The sequence below is a fragment of the Corynebacterium breve genome (assembly GCF_030252165.1).
Classification (GTDB): domain Bacteria; phylum Actinomycetota; class Actinomycetes; order Mycobacteriales; family Mycobacteriaceae; genus Corynebacterium; species Corynebacterium breve.
This window is the reverse complement of record NZ_CP126969.1, coordinates 1,458,607-1,472,810: the sequence shown is the minus strand read 5'-3', so window position 1 is coordinate 1,472,810 and position 14,204 is coordinate 1,458,607. Positions and strand designations below refer to the sequence as shown.

13 protein-coding genes are annotated in these 14,204 nt (G+C 58.8%); 9 read left to right on the top strand and 4 right to left on the bottom strand.

Going from position 1 to position 14,204, the window contains the following annotated elements; genetic code table 11:
- Window positions 1-83 precede the first annotated feature (83 nt).
- From QP027_RS07210 to QP027_RS07200, 3 genes are all read right to left on the bottom strand, one after another.
- Entirely contained in the window at window positions 84-2,471 is a 2,388-nt protein-coding gene (locus QP027_RS07210) for a glycogen/starch/alpha-glucan phosphorylase (protein ID WP_284823654.1), read from the bottom strand.
- Between the two features lie 140 nt (window positions 2,472-2,611).
- A complete protein-coding gene (locus QP027_RS07205; RefSeq protein WP_284823652.1) occupies window positions 2,612-3,868 on the bottom strand; it encodes an amidohydrolase in 1,257 nt (418 codons plus the stop codon).
- A gap of 92 nt (window positions 3,869-3,960) precedes the next feature.
- On the bottom strand, window positions 3,961-5,295 hold the full coding sequence (locus QP027_RS07200) for a DUF4921 family protein (RefSeq protein ID WP_284823651.1): 1,335 nt from the start codon (window positions 5,293-5,295) through the stop codon (window positions 3,961-3,963).
- A 30-nt stretch (window positions 5,296-5,325) separates the two neighbouring features.
- On the opposite strand from QP027_RS07200, the gene QP027_RS07195 reads away from it, so the two are divergent.
- Complete coding sequence (locus QP027_RS07195) at window positions 5,326-5,727, top strand: hypothetical protein (protein WP_284823650.1); 402 nt, start codon at window positions 5,326-5,328, stop codon at window positions 5,725-5,727.
- On the opposite strand, the gene QP027_RS07190 is transcribed toward QP027_RS07195, so the two are convergent.
- Entirely contained in the window at window positions 5,697-6,872 is a 1,176-nt protein-coding gene (locus QP027_RS07190) for a glycerate kinase (RefSeq protein WP_432418585.1), read from the bottom strand. The genes QP027_RS07195 and QP027_RS07190 overlap by 31 nt on opposite strands.
- A 220-nt stretch (window positions 6,873-7,092) precedes the next feature.
- Here QP027_RS07190 and gdhA point away from each other — a divergent pair, with 220 nt between their 5' ends.
- The 8 genes from gdhA (at window position 7,093) to QP027_RS07150 (ending at window position 14,172) form a co-directional block, all read left to right on the top strand.
- A complete protein-coding gene (gdhA, locus tag QP027_RS07185) occupies window positions 7,093-8,439 on the top strand; it encodes an NADP-specific glutamate dehydrogenase (protein ID WP_284823646.1) in 1,347 nt (448 codons plus the stop codon).
- 201 nt (window positions 8,440-8,640) lie between these two features.
- The gene (locus tag QP027_RS07180; protein WP_284823644.1) at window positions 8,641-9,450 is read left to right on the top strand and encodes a DivIVA domain-containing protein; all 810 of its coding nucleotides are present in this window, start codon (window positions 8,641-8,643) and stop codon (window positions 9,448-9,450) included.
- A gap of 32 nt (window positions 9,451-9,482) precedes the next feature.
- Window positions 9,483-10,019: a YceD family protein gene (locus tag QP027_RS07175; protein WP_284823642.1), complete on the top strand. Its 537-nt coding sequence runs from the start codon at window positions 9,483-9,485 to the stop codon at window positions 10,017-10,019.
- Complete coding sequence (rnc, locus tag QP027_RS07170; protein ID WP_284823641.1) at window positions 10,016-10,783, top strand: ribonuclease III; 768 nt, start codon at window positions 10,016-10,018, stop codon at window positions 10,781-10,783. Before QP027_RS07175 ends, rnc begins: the two co-directional genes overlap by 4 nt.
- Window positions 10,783-11,604 carry a bifunctional DNA-formamidopyrimidine glycosylase/DNA-(apurinic or apyrimidinic site) lyase gene (gene mutM, locus QP027_RS07165; RefSeq protein WP_284823639.1) on the top strand — a complete coding sequence of 274 codons (822 nt, stop codon included), beginning with the start codon at window positions 10,783-10,785 and terminating at the stop codon, window positions 11,602-11,604. Before rnc ends, mutM begins: the two co-directional genes overlap by 1 nt.
- Before the next feature lie 60 nt (window positions 11,605-11,664).
- Window positions 11,665-13,131: an alanine/glycine:cation symporter family protein gene (locus QP027_RS07160; RefSeq protein ID WP_284823637.1), complete on the top strand. Its 1,467-nt coding sequence runs from the start codon at window positions 11,665-11,667 to the stop codon at window positions 13,129-13,131.
- 263 nt (window positions 13,132-13,394) lie between these two features.
- On the top strand, window positions 13,395-13,856 hold the full coding sequence (locus QP027_RS07155) for a hypothetical protein (protein ID WP_284823636.1): 462 nt from the start codon (window positions 13,395-13,397) through the stop codon (window positions 13,854-13,856).
- Between the two features lie 31 nt (window positions 13,857-13,887).
- The gene (locus QP027_RS07150) at window positions 13,888-14,172 is read left to right on the top strand and encodes an acylphosphatase (protein WP_284823634.1); all 285 of its coding nucleotides are present in this window, start codon (window positions 13,888-13,890) and stop codon (window positions 14,170-14,172) included.
- The last annotated feature ends 32 nt before the right edge of the window (window positions 14,173-14,204 follow it).

Sequence of the window (14,204 nt, the reverse complement as noted above, 5' to 3'; positions counted from 1 at the left end):
ATGTGTCGAAAACACTACGGCCCCTGCATAGGAGTAGATCCTATGCAGGGGCCGTACTGTCGATTCAGATCAACCTGGCGTGATTAGTTGATCGCGGTTGGCTCGATCTTCCAGACCTCGGTAGCGTAGTCGCGGATGGTGCGGTCGGAGGAGAAACGGCCGGATTCGCAGATGTTCACCCAGCACATGCGTGCCCAGTGCTGTGGATCAGCGAAGTACTCTTCGCTCATGCGGTCACGGGTAGCGCGGTAGTCCTCGAAGTCGCCCAGGACGTACCAGGTGTCTGGGGTTTCCCAGCCGCCGCCGTCGAGCAGGGAAGCGCGGATGTCGTGGAATGCGCCGGAGTTGTTGTCGTCCAGGGTGCCGTTGGTCAGTGCGTCCAGGACGCGCTTGAGACCAGGGACGGTCTCGTACACGTGCATTGGGTTGTAATTCGCGCGCAGGCCAGGAAGCTCGTCCTCCTCTGCGCCGAAGATGTAGGCGTTTTCTTCGCCAACTGCTTCTGCGATCTCAACGTTTGCGCCGTCGAGGGTGCCCAGGGTGAGCGCACCGTTCATCATGAACTTCATGTTGCCGGTACCGGATGCTTCCTTGCCAGCGGTGGAGATCTGCTCGGAGATGTCGGTTGCTGGAATGATGTGCTCAGCAGGGGAGACGTTGTAGTTCTCGACGAAGACAACCTTGATGGTCTTGGATACCTCAGGGTCGTTGTTCACCAGCTCGCCGATCTCGTTGATCAGCTTGATGATGCCCTTTGCGCGGGTGTAGCCAGGAGCAGCCTTCGCGCCGAAGATGAAGGTGCGCTTTGGAACGGTCTCGCCGTCTTCCTTGATGCGGAAGTACAGGTCGAGGATGTAGAGCGCGTTCATCAACTGGCGCTTGTACTCGTGGAGACGCTTGATTTGGGTATCGAAGATGGACTCTGGGTCGATCTCGATGCCCTGACGCTCGAGGATCCATTCAGCGAACTCGCGCTTGTTCTCGATCTTGATCTCGTACAGCTCACGCATGACATTTTCGTCGTCCGCGAAGTGGCGCAGGTCCTTCAGCTTGGACATGTCGGTGACCCACTCGTCGGAGCCAGCTAGGCGGTCTAGGAGGCCAGACAGGCGCGGGTTGCACATGCGCAGCCAGCGACGTGGGGTAACGCCGTTGGTCTTGTTGTTAAAGCGTTCAGGCCAGATGTTGTACCACTCGACCAAGGTGTCGCGCTTCAAGATCTCGGTGTGCAGCGCAGCAACGCCGTTGATGGAGTACGCCGCGTAGCAGGCGATCCAGGCCATGTGGACCTTGCCATCGTGAACTGGGGACATGCGGTGTGCCTGCTCTGGGGAGATGCCGCGGGCGTCCATGTCCAGGCGGAAGCGACGGTCGATCTCCAAGGTGATCTCCCAGATGCGCCAGAACAGCTGCTTGAAGATGGACTCGTCCCAGGTCTCTAGGGCCTCGGTAAGAACGGTGTGGTTGGTGTATGCGAAGGTCTCGGTGGTGATCTTCCACGCCTCGTCCCAGCCCAGGTTGTGCTCGTCCATCAGCAGACGCATCAGCTCAGGGACAGCCAATACTGGGTGGGTGTCGTTGAGCTGGATGGAGTTGTACTTAGCAAAGTCGGTGAGGTCCTCGCCGTGGTGCTCGATGTAAGTATCGATGAGCTCCTGCAGGGATGCAGAGACGAAGAAGTACTGCTGGCGTACACGCAGAACCTTGCCGGCGTAGGTGGAGTCGTTCGGGTACAGCACGCGAGTCAGGTCGTGGACCGACTCGCGCTCCATGATTGCGTCAGAGAAGCGCTGGGAGTTAAACGCATCGTAGTCGAACTCGCGCATTGGCTCGGAGTTCCACAGACGCAAGGTGCCTACGTTGTCGGTGCCGTAGCCGGTGATTGCCATGTCGTGAGGGACTGCGCGCAGCTGCATGTCGTCGAAACGCACGATGCGCTGCTCGGACTGGTGGCGCACCAGGAATGGGTAAACGCCTTCCTTCCAGGAGTCAGGGTGCTCCTTCTGGAAGCCGTCAACGAACTCCTGGCGGAACAGGCCGTAGCGGTAAAGGATGCCGTAGCCGGTCACAGGGAAGTCCTGGGTGACGGAGGAGTCGAGGAAGCAGGCTGCCAAGCGGCCCAGGCCACCGTTGCCCAGCGCTGCATCGTGTTCGGACTCGAGGACGTCGGTTAGGTTGTGGCCGTTAGCTTCGGTAGCGGCCTTGGCTTCGTCGACAAGCCCGAGGTTGGTGAGGTTGTTCAGCAGGGCACGGCCCATCAGGAACTCGGCGGAGAAATAAGACTGCTTGCGGGTAGCTGCGTATGCCTTGGTGGTTGCTTCCCACTTGTCGGCAATTTGCTCCATGACGGCTGCGGACAGGCCGTACCAGAACTTCTTATTGGTCGCGGATTGTGGGGTCAAACCGGCGTATGCGCGGACATGGCCTCCCACAGTAGTTTCGAGCGCGGGTGGGGTAGCTGGCTGATTCATTGAATACCTCACGTATTTCTACGATAAATGGAAAGAAACCGTACTGGGCAGAGTCTATCCAACAATCGTGGGTATTTCTCGTAATAAAGTACTCTCAATAGCCGTCGTCATGTGTGACCTGTGCCGATCAAGCGCACTGGCTACTCGGCGCCAAGGTAAGTAAGCACGGCCGCGGCCGCGGCGTGCGTAGCTGCGTCGACAGTAAGCTCATAGTCGGGCAGGAATGTATCCATGTGGTTAACGGGCACGTCTTCTTTTACGGAGTTGTTGGCTACCGCGCGGTCCCACACCTCGTGCGGGGTGCAACCAATCACCCAGTAAAGATACGGGGAACCATAGGCCAATGGGATGTTGGCAAAATCCTCCGATACGGTGCGGCGCTCGGCATCCACAGAGACATCGCCGAAGACAGAGTCGAAGGTGGTGCGCACACGCGCGAAAACCTCGGGATCGTTGTCTAGCAGCTCACCGTGAGCGAAGAACTCCAGCTCTGGCGCATCCTCGATGCCCGAGGCAATACACTCCGCCTCGACGACTCGTCTGATCGACGCATAGACCCGGCGCTTGACATCATCGTTGTAGAAGCGGCAGTTGAGAACCAACTCAGCTTCGGCGGGAATGATGTTGTTGGTCGAACCGGCTCGTAGGGTGCCCACGGAGACCACGGCGAAATCGTTGGGATCAACCTCACGGCCGACGATGCCCTGCAGACGCACGACGACCATCGCGGCGATATAGGTCGGGTCTATGGCGTTATGTGGCATAGAACCGTGTGCTGCGCGACCAGGAATCCGGATGCGAATGGAATCGCACGCTGCGAATTGCGGGCCAGGCTTCGTTTGCACCTCACCGGCGCGACCCGGCATGACGTGCTGGCCAAAGCAGACATCGGGGCGAGGCACCCGAGTAAGCAGACCGTCATGGACCATGGCGGTGGCACCCATGGCATTTTCCTCGGCAGGCTGGAATAAGGCGATGAAGGTGCCTTGCCACGAGTCGCGGGAGCCGTCGATGAGCGCGCAGGCACCGAGTAAGGCGGTGGCGTGCATGTCATGACCGCAGGCGTGCATGACACCCACCTGGTTTCCGTCGGCGCCGGGGCGCACGCGCGTGGACGCAAACGGCACACCGGTTGCCTCTTTCACTGGGAGGCCGTCGATGTCGGCGCGGAATAGCGCGGTGGGACCTTCACCGTTGCGAAAGATTGCCACAACCCCGTAGCCACCGATGGGGCTGACGATTTCGCAGTCGTACTTTTCCAGCTCGGCGACGATCGCACGATGGGTCTCTTGTTCGTGGCCAGAAAGCTCAGGATGCTCGTGAAGCCACTCGTAAACAGAGCGCTGCCACGACAGATCAATCGTGTGATTCTGCAAAAGCCGAGCAATTTTGGACACGCGCAAACAACTCCCTACGTAGACAAAAGCGGTAGTGCAAAACCTAGTGCACTACCGCTCAAATTGCGAGGACCCAGCCCTTTGATTGCCCCTTAGACGTTGAGCGCTGGGTTGTACTTGAGCACATTGCGCGCCGGGGTGCATTCGGTAGCGATGCGAATGGTGGAATCGATCCGGCCCTCCGCGCGGAGACGGTACATGGCCGAAACAACGCGGTCGCGAATGTTGTACGGCGACAAGGTGTTGACGTAGACCTTGGTGCCACCCTCGAAGCCTGCCAAGGTAGAGACGCGCCACTTGACGTTGATGCGCCACGGCATCGGGATATCCAGGTCCACCGGCTTGTGGTGCCATTCCTCGTTGCACGCTACATCTGGTCCGGCGGCGGCGTGGCACGCGTGGAGCAGATCCGACATACCGCGAATCTCTTCTGGGGTATGCAGCCATGGTTCCGAGGTGGCGGACTTGGAGTACAGTCCCATCGTTGGATAGCGGTGGCCAAAGCCCGCGATCAAAATGGCGTAGTCGTTCTCTGCGATGACCAAGTTTTTGTAGCTGGCGTAGTTCACGCCCCACTCGTTGTACATGTTGGGGTTGGTGCGCAGCTTCTGGATCTCCATGTCGGTTTGCACGCCACGCTCGTCGATGGCTACAAGCTGCTTGTGCAGGTGATCGAACGAAGCGCCCGCGGGGGCGAGCCAGTTTTGGAACACAACGACATACGGCGCGTAGCGGTTGCGCTCATACAGATCCCGCATCGAGTCAATCGTGAAGGCGATAAACCCGTAATGCTCGTCGGGAGTCATCGTGCCGGAGGACGCTAACTGCGAGGTGTTGGTGGCGCCATCTTCGTAGTGGCGACGCGACACGATCACGTCGTGGCCACCTGCGAAGTAGGTTGGAGCTAGTTCCAGAAGTTCCTCATCCGTCTTGGTGTCGCCAGCACCACCAGAAGCGTTCATGCGCGTGCGAACAATGTCGATGACGTGCTGGCGGCCTTGCTCATCTGCAAGATAGCGGCCCATTTGGAATGCTGTTTCCGAGTCCATCTGGAAGCCATAATTTTTCACCCAGTAGTCGTAAGACACGATTTCAAACAGATTCGGAACGCGGCGGTAGTAGGCCTGGGTCTGATCCATCTCCGAAGGTAGGAGGCCACGCAAGATGTGCCAGTCACCATCGTGCCCCTTGATCATGCGGGACTTCTCCGGCGGGGTCTTCAGCGGGAAAGCCTCGCAAAAGGCGCACGAGTGGGTGAAGTCTTCGTCGGTAAGCGGCTGCGGGTCTTTGACTGGCTTAGAGATGGGACGATTGCCTCGTCCCGGGACGGTCCACACTTGAGTGCCTGAAAACGGATTGATCTGTTTGATGGTTCCGTCGGCCATCGTGGTGATGGCATCGCGGTAGGAGTGAACTGGAAACGTCATACTCTCAACACTATTGATTATTGTTAGATCATGCCGTCTATCCAGTTTGACATTTTGATCCCAGACACGCCGCCCACAGCAGCCGGCGACGTCTACGAAGCGTTCCAGCGTGCGGTAGCAATCCTGGAGTCAAAGAACATGCTCACTCAAGGTGAAATTGCCCACACCGCCGGCCAGGAATGTGACGATTTCACCGCCGATCAGCTGCGCAACGTATACCGCGAAGAACGCGGTGAAGATCCTGCGGGAGCCAGCATGCATCGCATCGTCGTCAAAGCGCAGAACGTGCGTTCCTATAACCAGCTCGCGATGGGACTCTCGCGCATCTTGACACCGAAGGCAGATTTACCCGCCGATCCGGTAGCGCTGGAAAGAGAAACCGACTTCGAACTAGCGTCGCTTTACCCTTGGACGGTGGAGATCCTCAGGTAGTCCACCGCGATCTGGGCACCAGCGCGCCGCAGCTGTTCGGCGACAGAACCCGCCTCGCTTAGCGACGACAACTCCGTTCCAATCACGCTCGCAGGGAGATCGGCAGCGATCTTTCCGGCAGCAACTGCGACGACGGCGGGGGAGTCGTCGGCAAGCGACATGACCGTGTTGACAACCTTGCCCGAGGCGGTCTGTTCGTCGTATGCGCCTTCGCCGGTGATGACCAGGGAGGCGTTGTTGATTAGCTTGGGAAGGCCCATCGAGGCGGCGAGGACCTCGGCACCGCTGAGAACCTGAATGTGGTCGTCGTTGCCGTGGAGCGTGGTGGACAGCCACACCAAACCCACAGGGATGGCGCCGGCGGCGCCGTAGCGCGGGGTTTCAGGATCGATGCCGGTGACTTCGCAGAGGCGGGCTAGACCGCGATCAAGCTGCTCGATGTCCTCGGCGGTTGCCCCCTTTTGCGGACCGAAGACGTGGGCTGCGCCATGCGGGCCGGTGACAGGGGAATCTACATCAGTCAGCAGGATCCAGTCCACGGCGCCGGCTGGGATGTTGGCTTTGGCAAGGTCGAAATCGTCAAGGTCTGTGAGAGCTGCGCCGCCCGGGCGCAGGGTGTAGCCCTCTTTGTTCAGCGGATTCACCCCGAGGGCGACAAGGATGCCGGTGCCGCCGTCTACAGTGGCGCTACCGCCCAGACCAAGGACGATGCGGCGGGCGCCACGAGTCTCAGCGTCGGCGATTAAAACGCCGGTGCCGTAGGTATCGCCGGTCGCCGCACAGGGCTTGTCTGCTACTGCTGGAAGGCCAGAGGCGGCGGCATCCTCGATATACGCGGTCTCGGTTTCGGCGTTGAAGGTGTAGGTGGCTTCGGTGAGTCGCCCGGCAGCATCGGTCGTTGGCAGGGTGATGCGCTCACCTTCGAACTTCGCTGAGGTCCCTTCGCCACCGTCAGCCATCGGGGCGAGCTGGATCTGCGCGTTGGCGATAACCTGGCGGACACCTTCGCCTAGCCATTGGGCGGCCTCCTCGGCACTAGCTGTGCCCTTGAAAGAATCCGGCGCGATAACGACACGGACGTCTGAGTGGTTGAGGTCATCGATGGGGCTAGAAGCGGACGCGGAGGGTGTAGTCATGCAGGTCATTCTAAACAATCGCGTGGACAACTTTAAAGATCGTACCGAATAGGACTTAAGGTGCGTTTTTATTCGGCAGGGGGCTAAAGACTTGCTAAAACGCTGAAATAGGTGAAAACTCTTGTGCGTTAGCTATGTCTCCAAGGGCAAAGGTAAAGACCTTCAAGTATAGAACCCGACGCTTACGGAGCTGACCGTCGCCCCCGGGAGTGACAAGGAAAGGAATGCGATGACTTCTTCAAAAGAGCTGGTCTCTGGTTACTACAACAAATTGCTGAAGCGCAACGCAGGCGAACCAGAGTTCCACCAAGCGGTGGCAGAGGTTCTGGATTCGCTCAAGATCGTCCTCGAGAAGGACCCGCACTACGCGGACTACGGCCTCATCCAGCGCCTGTGTGAGCCAGAGCGCCAGATCATCTTCCGCGTTCCTTGGATCTCGGACAACAACAACGTCCACGTCAACCGTGGCTTCCGCGTCCAGTTCAACTCCGCGCTAGGCCCATACAAGGGCGGCTTGCGCTTCCACCCATCGGTGAACCTGGGCATCATCAAGTTCCTGGGCTTTGAGCAGATCTTTAAGAACTCCCTCACCGGCCTTCCAATCGGCGGCGGCAAGGGTGGCTCCGACTTCGATCCGAAGGGCCGTTCGGATGCAGAAATCATGCGCTTCTGCCAGTCCTTCATGACTGAGCTTTACCGCCACATCGGCGAGTACCGTGACGTCCCAGCGGGCGATATTGGTGTGGGTGGACGCGAAATTGGCTACCTCTTCGGCCAGTACCGCCGCCTGACCGTGCAGCACGAATCCGGCGTTCTGACCGGCAAGGGCCTCACCTGGGGCGGATCCCTGGTACGTACCGAGGCAACTGGCTACGGTGCCGTGTACTTCACCAACGAAATGATGCGCACCCACGGCGAGTCCCTCGACGGCGCCAAGGTCATCGTCTCCGGCTCCGGCAACGTAGCGATCTACGCGATGGAGAAGGCACAGGAACTCGGCGCGACTGTCGTTGGTTTCTCCGACTCCTCCGGTTGGGTCAGCACTCCAAACGGCGTTGACATTCAGCTGCTCAAAGACATCAAGGACAATCGTCGCGAGCGCGTCAGCCAGTACGTCAAGGAAACCACCGGCGCAACTTTCAACGCCGACGGCACCATTTGGTCGCTTGAGGCTGATGTCGCTCTTCCTTGCGCAACCCAGAACGAGCTCAACGGCGAACACGCTCAGATGCTCGTCGACAATGGTGTTAAGTACGTGGCCGAGGGCGCCAACATGCCTTCGACCCCAGAAGCAATTGAGATCTTCCGCAAGTCCGGCGTCCACTTTGCGCCTGGTAAGGCTGCCAACGCAGGTGGTGTGGCTACCTCCGCGTTGGAGATGCAGCAGAACGCATCCCGCGACTCGTGGTCGTTTGAATACACCGACCAGCGCCTGCACAAGATCATGTCCAACATTTTCCAGCGCTGTGATCAAACCGCGAAGGAATATGACCGCGAAGGCGACTACGTGATCGGCGCAAACATCGCTGGCTTCAAGAAGGTTGCAGACGCAATGCTCGCACAGGGCGTCATCTAAGCTTTACGACGATTTCGGCCGCCGTCCACGAGTGCGTGGGCGGCGGTTTTGTCGTCGCAAAGTGTCTCTTTGGGTACATTCCGCAAAACCGTACGGCCAGTCGTACGGATTTGCGTAAGGCTGCCCGCGCGATGTCTTGCGCCCAGACACGCCCGCTGGCATTGCCGAGGTAGCAGCACTATCGCAAGTACGCTGAGAGGCATGTATCGCGTCTTTGAAGCACTTGATGAACTTGTCCATAATGTGGAGCAGGCCTACGGCGTGCCCATGACAGCAAACTGCATGGTGCCACGCAACGAAATGCTGGCGCTGTTAGACGACCTTCGCAACGCTCTGCCCGTTGAAATTGACGACGCGCAGGATGTCCTAGACAAGCAAGATGAAATTCTCCGCGGCGCACAAGAACGTGCCGACGGCATGGTGGCCGATGCTGAGGACGAGGCACAGCGCCTTGTTACCGATGCTCACAACGAAGCCGAGGACATGCTCCAGGATGCGCAGCAGCGCGCGACCGCCATGGTTGCCAACGCCGAGGCCGAGGCGAATGACACAGTTCAGCGGGCTCACGATGAGGCAACCCGCACCCTTGATGGTGCCCAGGCCGAGGCAGATCGCCTCATCCAGGAAGGCAACGACGCCTACGAGCGTTCCGTTTCCGACGGTCTTGAAGAACAGACTCGCCTGGTGAGCGAGGCAGAAGTGATGAAGCGCGCCGACGAGGAAGCGCACCGCATCGTCGAATCTGCTCACTCCGAGTCGAATCGTCTGCGCACCGAGTGTGATGACTTCGTTGACACAAAGCTTGGCGAATTCGAAGAGTCCCTCTCCGGCATTTTGCGCACAGTGACCCGCGATCGCAGTGCTTTGCGACGAGGCGCCGGCGTTTCCGGTGTACCTGGCACCACCGCCGGCCAGGGTCAGCAGCGCCAAGAGTTTGCGCGCTACGAGCGCCCAGATCGCGGCGAGCGCGTTCGTCGCCCGCGCACTGAGCAGCCCGGCGACTACGCTTAAAGCCCCTCTGAGCGGTAGGCTGGGGAACTGTTATGGCTACTAATCCCTTTGTATTTAACGTCGTCGAGGTTTTACACGGCGACGGCATGCCGCAGGTTGTCACCCAGACTGGGCCGTCTCCTTCGCGAATCGGCCCAGAAATGATCGCAATCCCTGCTGGCGGCGACGTCACAGTTGTCGCTACTTTGACCAACCTGGGCTCGGGCGTGCTGGTGGATGCCACCGCGACCGCACAGCTGAAAGGCGAGTGCGTGCGTTGCTTGAAGGAGCTCACTCCGACACACGACGTCACCATCAGCCAGGTCTTTTCCACCCACGACGAGTTCATCACCGGCGACCCCGAGGATGACGAGGATATGGGTTCCGGCGACGAGGTCAAGCGCGTCGAGGACGACTGTGTTGATCTTGAGCAAGCCTTCATCGACGAGGCTGGCCTGTCGTTGCCGTTCAACCCAACCTGCCAGCCGTCCTGCGACAGTGAGTCCACAGATGTCCCGGCTCCCGATGGAGTCTCAGGCGAGGAAGAGCGAGTTGATCCACGCTGGGCCGGTCTGGAGAAGTTCCTGTGAGCCGCGCCAAGAAACACAAAATCAGTGGCGCCGAAGCCTGGCAGATCGCCTACGAGTCAGTCGATCACACCCCGCTGCTGGAACAACTCGGCATTTCGCTTGACGACGATCACCTGCGCCTAGCTCTAACCCACCGCAGTTTTGCCAACGAGCACGGACATTTGCCGAACAACGAACGCCTTGAGTTCATCGGCGATGCTGTTCTGGGACTGTCCGTGGCGACAAAACTCTACGAGCTGTATCCGTCTCGCCCCGAGTCCGATATTTCGAAAATGCGCGCGTCGATCGTGTCCCGTTACGGCCTCGCCGACATTGCTCGCCATATCAATTTGGGCCAGCACATTCTGTTGGGCAAGGGCGAGCTAGTCACCGAGGGGCGCGAGAAGGACTCGATTCTTTCTGACACCACCGAGGCAATCTTCGGTGCCATCTACCGCCAGCACGGTTTCGAACCCGCGCGCGACGTGATCCTGCGCCTTTTCGATGAGAAGATCCGCACGGCATCTGCCACAGGTCGCCACCAGGACTGGAAGACGCTACTTCAAGAGCGACTCGCGGAGCTCAAGGCGCCGATGGCCGTCTACCGCGCAACATCTGAAGGTCCCGAGCATGATCTGACCTTCACCGCCGAAGTTGTTGTGGGAGATACCGTGCGTGGCAAGGGCATCGGCCCGAACAAGAAGCTCGCGGAGCAGGAAGCCGCACGCGAGGCAGTGAAGTTCTTGCACGACCACCCTGAAGCGGTCGCCGGTTTGGGGCAGTAGTGCCCGAACTTCCTGAAGTTGAGGTGGTCCGCCGCGGACTTGCCGACCACCTCATTGGTGCAACCTTCGACGAAGTAGAGGTTTTGCACCCGCGCGCGGCTCGGGGCAACGACGTGCGCCTTGAAGACATCCTCCCAGGGCTAGTAATCAATGATGTCCGCAGACGCGGGAAGTACCTCTGGTTCGTGCTCTCCGACGGCTTTGCATTGGTGATTCATCTGCGCATGAGCGGACAGATGCTCGTCGGCAAGCCTGGCGAGGTAACAAGCAAACATCTGCGCATTCGTGCCCAGCTGGGCGACCGTGAACTCGCTTTTGTCGATCAGCGCACGTTTGGCTATTGGCAGTACGCCCCGCTTATGGACGACATCCCTGCCACCGTTTCCCACATCGCCCCTGATCCGTTCGAGGGAGAATTCGATGCGGCTGAGGTGGCTCGCCGGATGCGGAAGAAGAATTCAGCGGTGAAAACGGTGTTGCTGGATCAATCGATTGTGTCAGGCATTGGGTCGATTTATGCGGATGAAGCAATGTGGGCGGCCGGCGTTTTGCCCACGAGGAAGGCGAAGGCTTTGCGGCAAAGAGACGCGGTGCGCTTGCTTGAGGAATCCCGCGAGGTCATGCTACGCGCATTGGAACAAGGTGGCACTAGTTTTGATGCGCTCTACGTCAACGTCAATGGCGCAAGTGGATACTTTTCGCGTTCGCTCAACGCCTACGGGCAGGTGGATCAGCCGTGCGCGCGGTGTGGCCAGCCGATTGTGCGCACGAAGGTCAACGGCCGATCCAGCTACTTTTGCCAAAACTGCCAGAAGCTTTAGCCACCATTTTTTCCGGGCATAACGCGTCGGAAGCAAAGCTCCACGTATTATTCTTTGCTCATGGAAACAGCAGAGCAGTTTATTACTGCGACTATCAACGACAACCTCTGGATGGTTGTCCCTTGGGTTCTCATCTTGGCAGGCGTGTACTTCGGTGTCAGAACCATCGTCGTCCAGCTGCGCATGTTGCCCGACATGTTCCGCTACGTCGCCGAAAAGCCAGCAACCGACGATCGCGATAGTCACGACGACGGCATCTCCGCGTTCAAGGCCTTCACCATCTCCGCGGCCTCACGCGTGGGCACGGGAAATGTGGCGGGTGTGGCCGTTGCGATCTCGATGGGCGGCCCCGGTGCTGTCTTTTGGATGTGGCTAATCGCGATCATCGGGGGCGCGACCGCATTTATCGAATCCACCCTGGCGCAGCTGTGGAAAACCAAGGACGAGGACGGCAACTACCACGGCGGACCTGCGTACTACATGACACGCGGCCTAGGTTGGAAGCCACTCGCGGTATTCTTCGCCATCGCGCTGTCGATCACATATGGATTTGTCTACAACGCCATTCAGACCAATTCCATCGTGGAATCGATGGGCCAGTCTTTCCACGCCGACTCTACGACTTTCAAACTCATCATCGGTGCAGCCGTCGCTTTGCTTACCGGCGCCATCATCTTTGGTGGTGTCACCCGCATCGCCAGTGCTACCCAGATCATCGTTCCGTTCATGGCAGGTGCGTACATCATCGTCGGTGTGATCGTCCTCGCACTGAACATCACCGAGATCCCTCGGATGTTCTCCGATATCGTGACGCACGCGCTGGGACTGCGAGAGATCGCCGGCGCAACATTGGGTGCTGCATTTATGAACGGTGTGCGCCGCGGCTTGTTCTCCAACGAGGCCGGCATGGGGTCGGCTCCTAATGCCGCTGCGACGGCTACCGTCTCCCACCCCGTGAAGCAAGGGCTGGTTCAGACGCTGGGCGTGTACTTTGACACCCTCGTCGTATGTTCCATCACCGCTTTTATCATCCTGCTCGGTCCAACCCCTAAGTATGGTGAAGAAATCCAAGGCGCATCGCTTACTCAGGCTGCATTGTCCGATTCCGTCGGGGCGTGGGGCACGCACTTCCTTACGTTCATTCTGTTCTTCTTGGCGTTCTCATCGATTATCGGCAACTACTACTTGGCGCAGGCCAACATTCAGTACCTCACTGAGTCGAAGACCGTGTTGAATCTCTTCCGCGCAGTGGTCTTGGGCTTCGTATTCTTTGGCGCAGTTGGGTCCATCCCGCTGGTGTGGGCGCTGGGCGATACCTTCGCAGCACTCATGGTCTTCATCAACCTAGTCGCGATCGTTCCGCTGGGTGGGGTTGCCATCAAGCTGCTCAAGAACTTCACCGAGCAGCGCGCACAAGGCAAGGACCCCGTCTTCCACCGCGACATGCTGCCGGAGCTCAAGAACGTCGAATTCTGGGACGGGACTGACGCAGCGACGCGCGGTGGACAACAAAATCTCATCGTCTAGGGTTGGTGTCATGATGGCGGTGTTGTTTCTTCTCGGATGCGCGGTGCTCATCGCCGTGCTGTATTTTGTGGACTCTGCTATCGAGAAGGTGGTGCGCATATTCGTGCCAGCACGACCAGATGTGTCCCCGCACAACACCCCGAGCTATCACCACACCCTGAGTTCAATCTAGCTACCCCCGTGTGTAGTTGGCGCTACCTTGTTGCTTGACGTGTAGTTTAATTGCTTCGTAAAAACTGTTTCAAGACAGAAAGAAGAAGCACATGCGCCGCAAAATTGCTGCACTCACCGCTGGTGTTGCCATCATCGCCAGTGGTATTTCGACTCCAGCTATGGCAATGACTATCGAACACTTCGAGGATGGCTGCCAGTTCACTCCTACACCGGAGGAGATCACTCTTCTAGAGCTCTGGGGCCCGATCGGTTACAAGCACGACGAGATCGATGGAATCCGAGCTGCCATCAAGCCTGCACTGGATGAATACTCTCACGACTATGTGCCTTCGCCACAAGGCGACGAGGCCTGGGTAGTAACGGATCCAGAACTGCGAGCAGCCAAGTACGCAGCTTTCAAGGCGTTTGATGATGCGCTCGTTGAATGCAAGGCTGGCGCCGTAACCGAGGAAGAAGAAGTAGAAGCTCCCGTCGAGGAAGAAACACCGGTTGCTCCAATCGGCGGCCTTTCTTCCTTTGGTGGATCCTCGCAGGGCGGATTCTTCTTCTAGAGAACCTGAAATACCCGTACAGTAATCATTCATGACGACGATTCGGGTTACAGCCTTTGTCCACGGGCGCGTCCAAGGCGTTGGATTCCGCTGGTGGACTCGGTCCCAGGCACTCGGGCTGGGACTTAACGGCCATGCGGCAAACCTCGTTGATGGCCGGGTGGAGGTCGTGGCCGAAGGGGAGCGGGCGGTCGTCGCCAAGCTTCTGCAGCTGCTGGAAGAAGAACCTTCCTCGGCCGGGAGGCCCGGCCGAGTAGACACCGTTGTGACGCTGGAGAGCGATCCGCGCGGGGAACGCGGCTTTCACACGCGCTAATGCCGCGTCGGAGTCCCATTGTGCATGGTCGT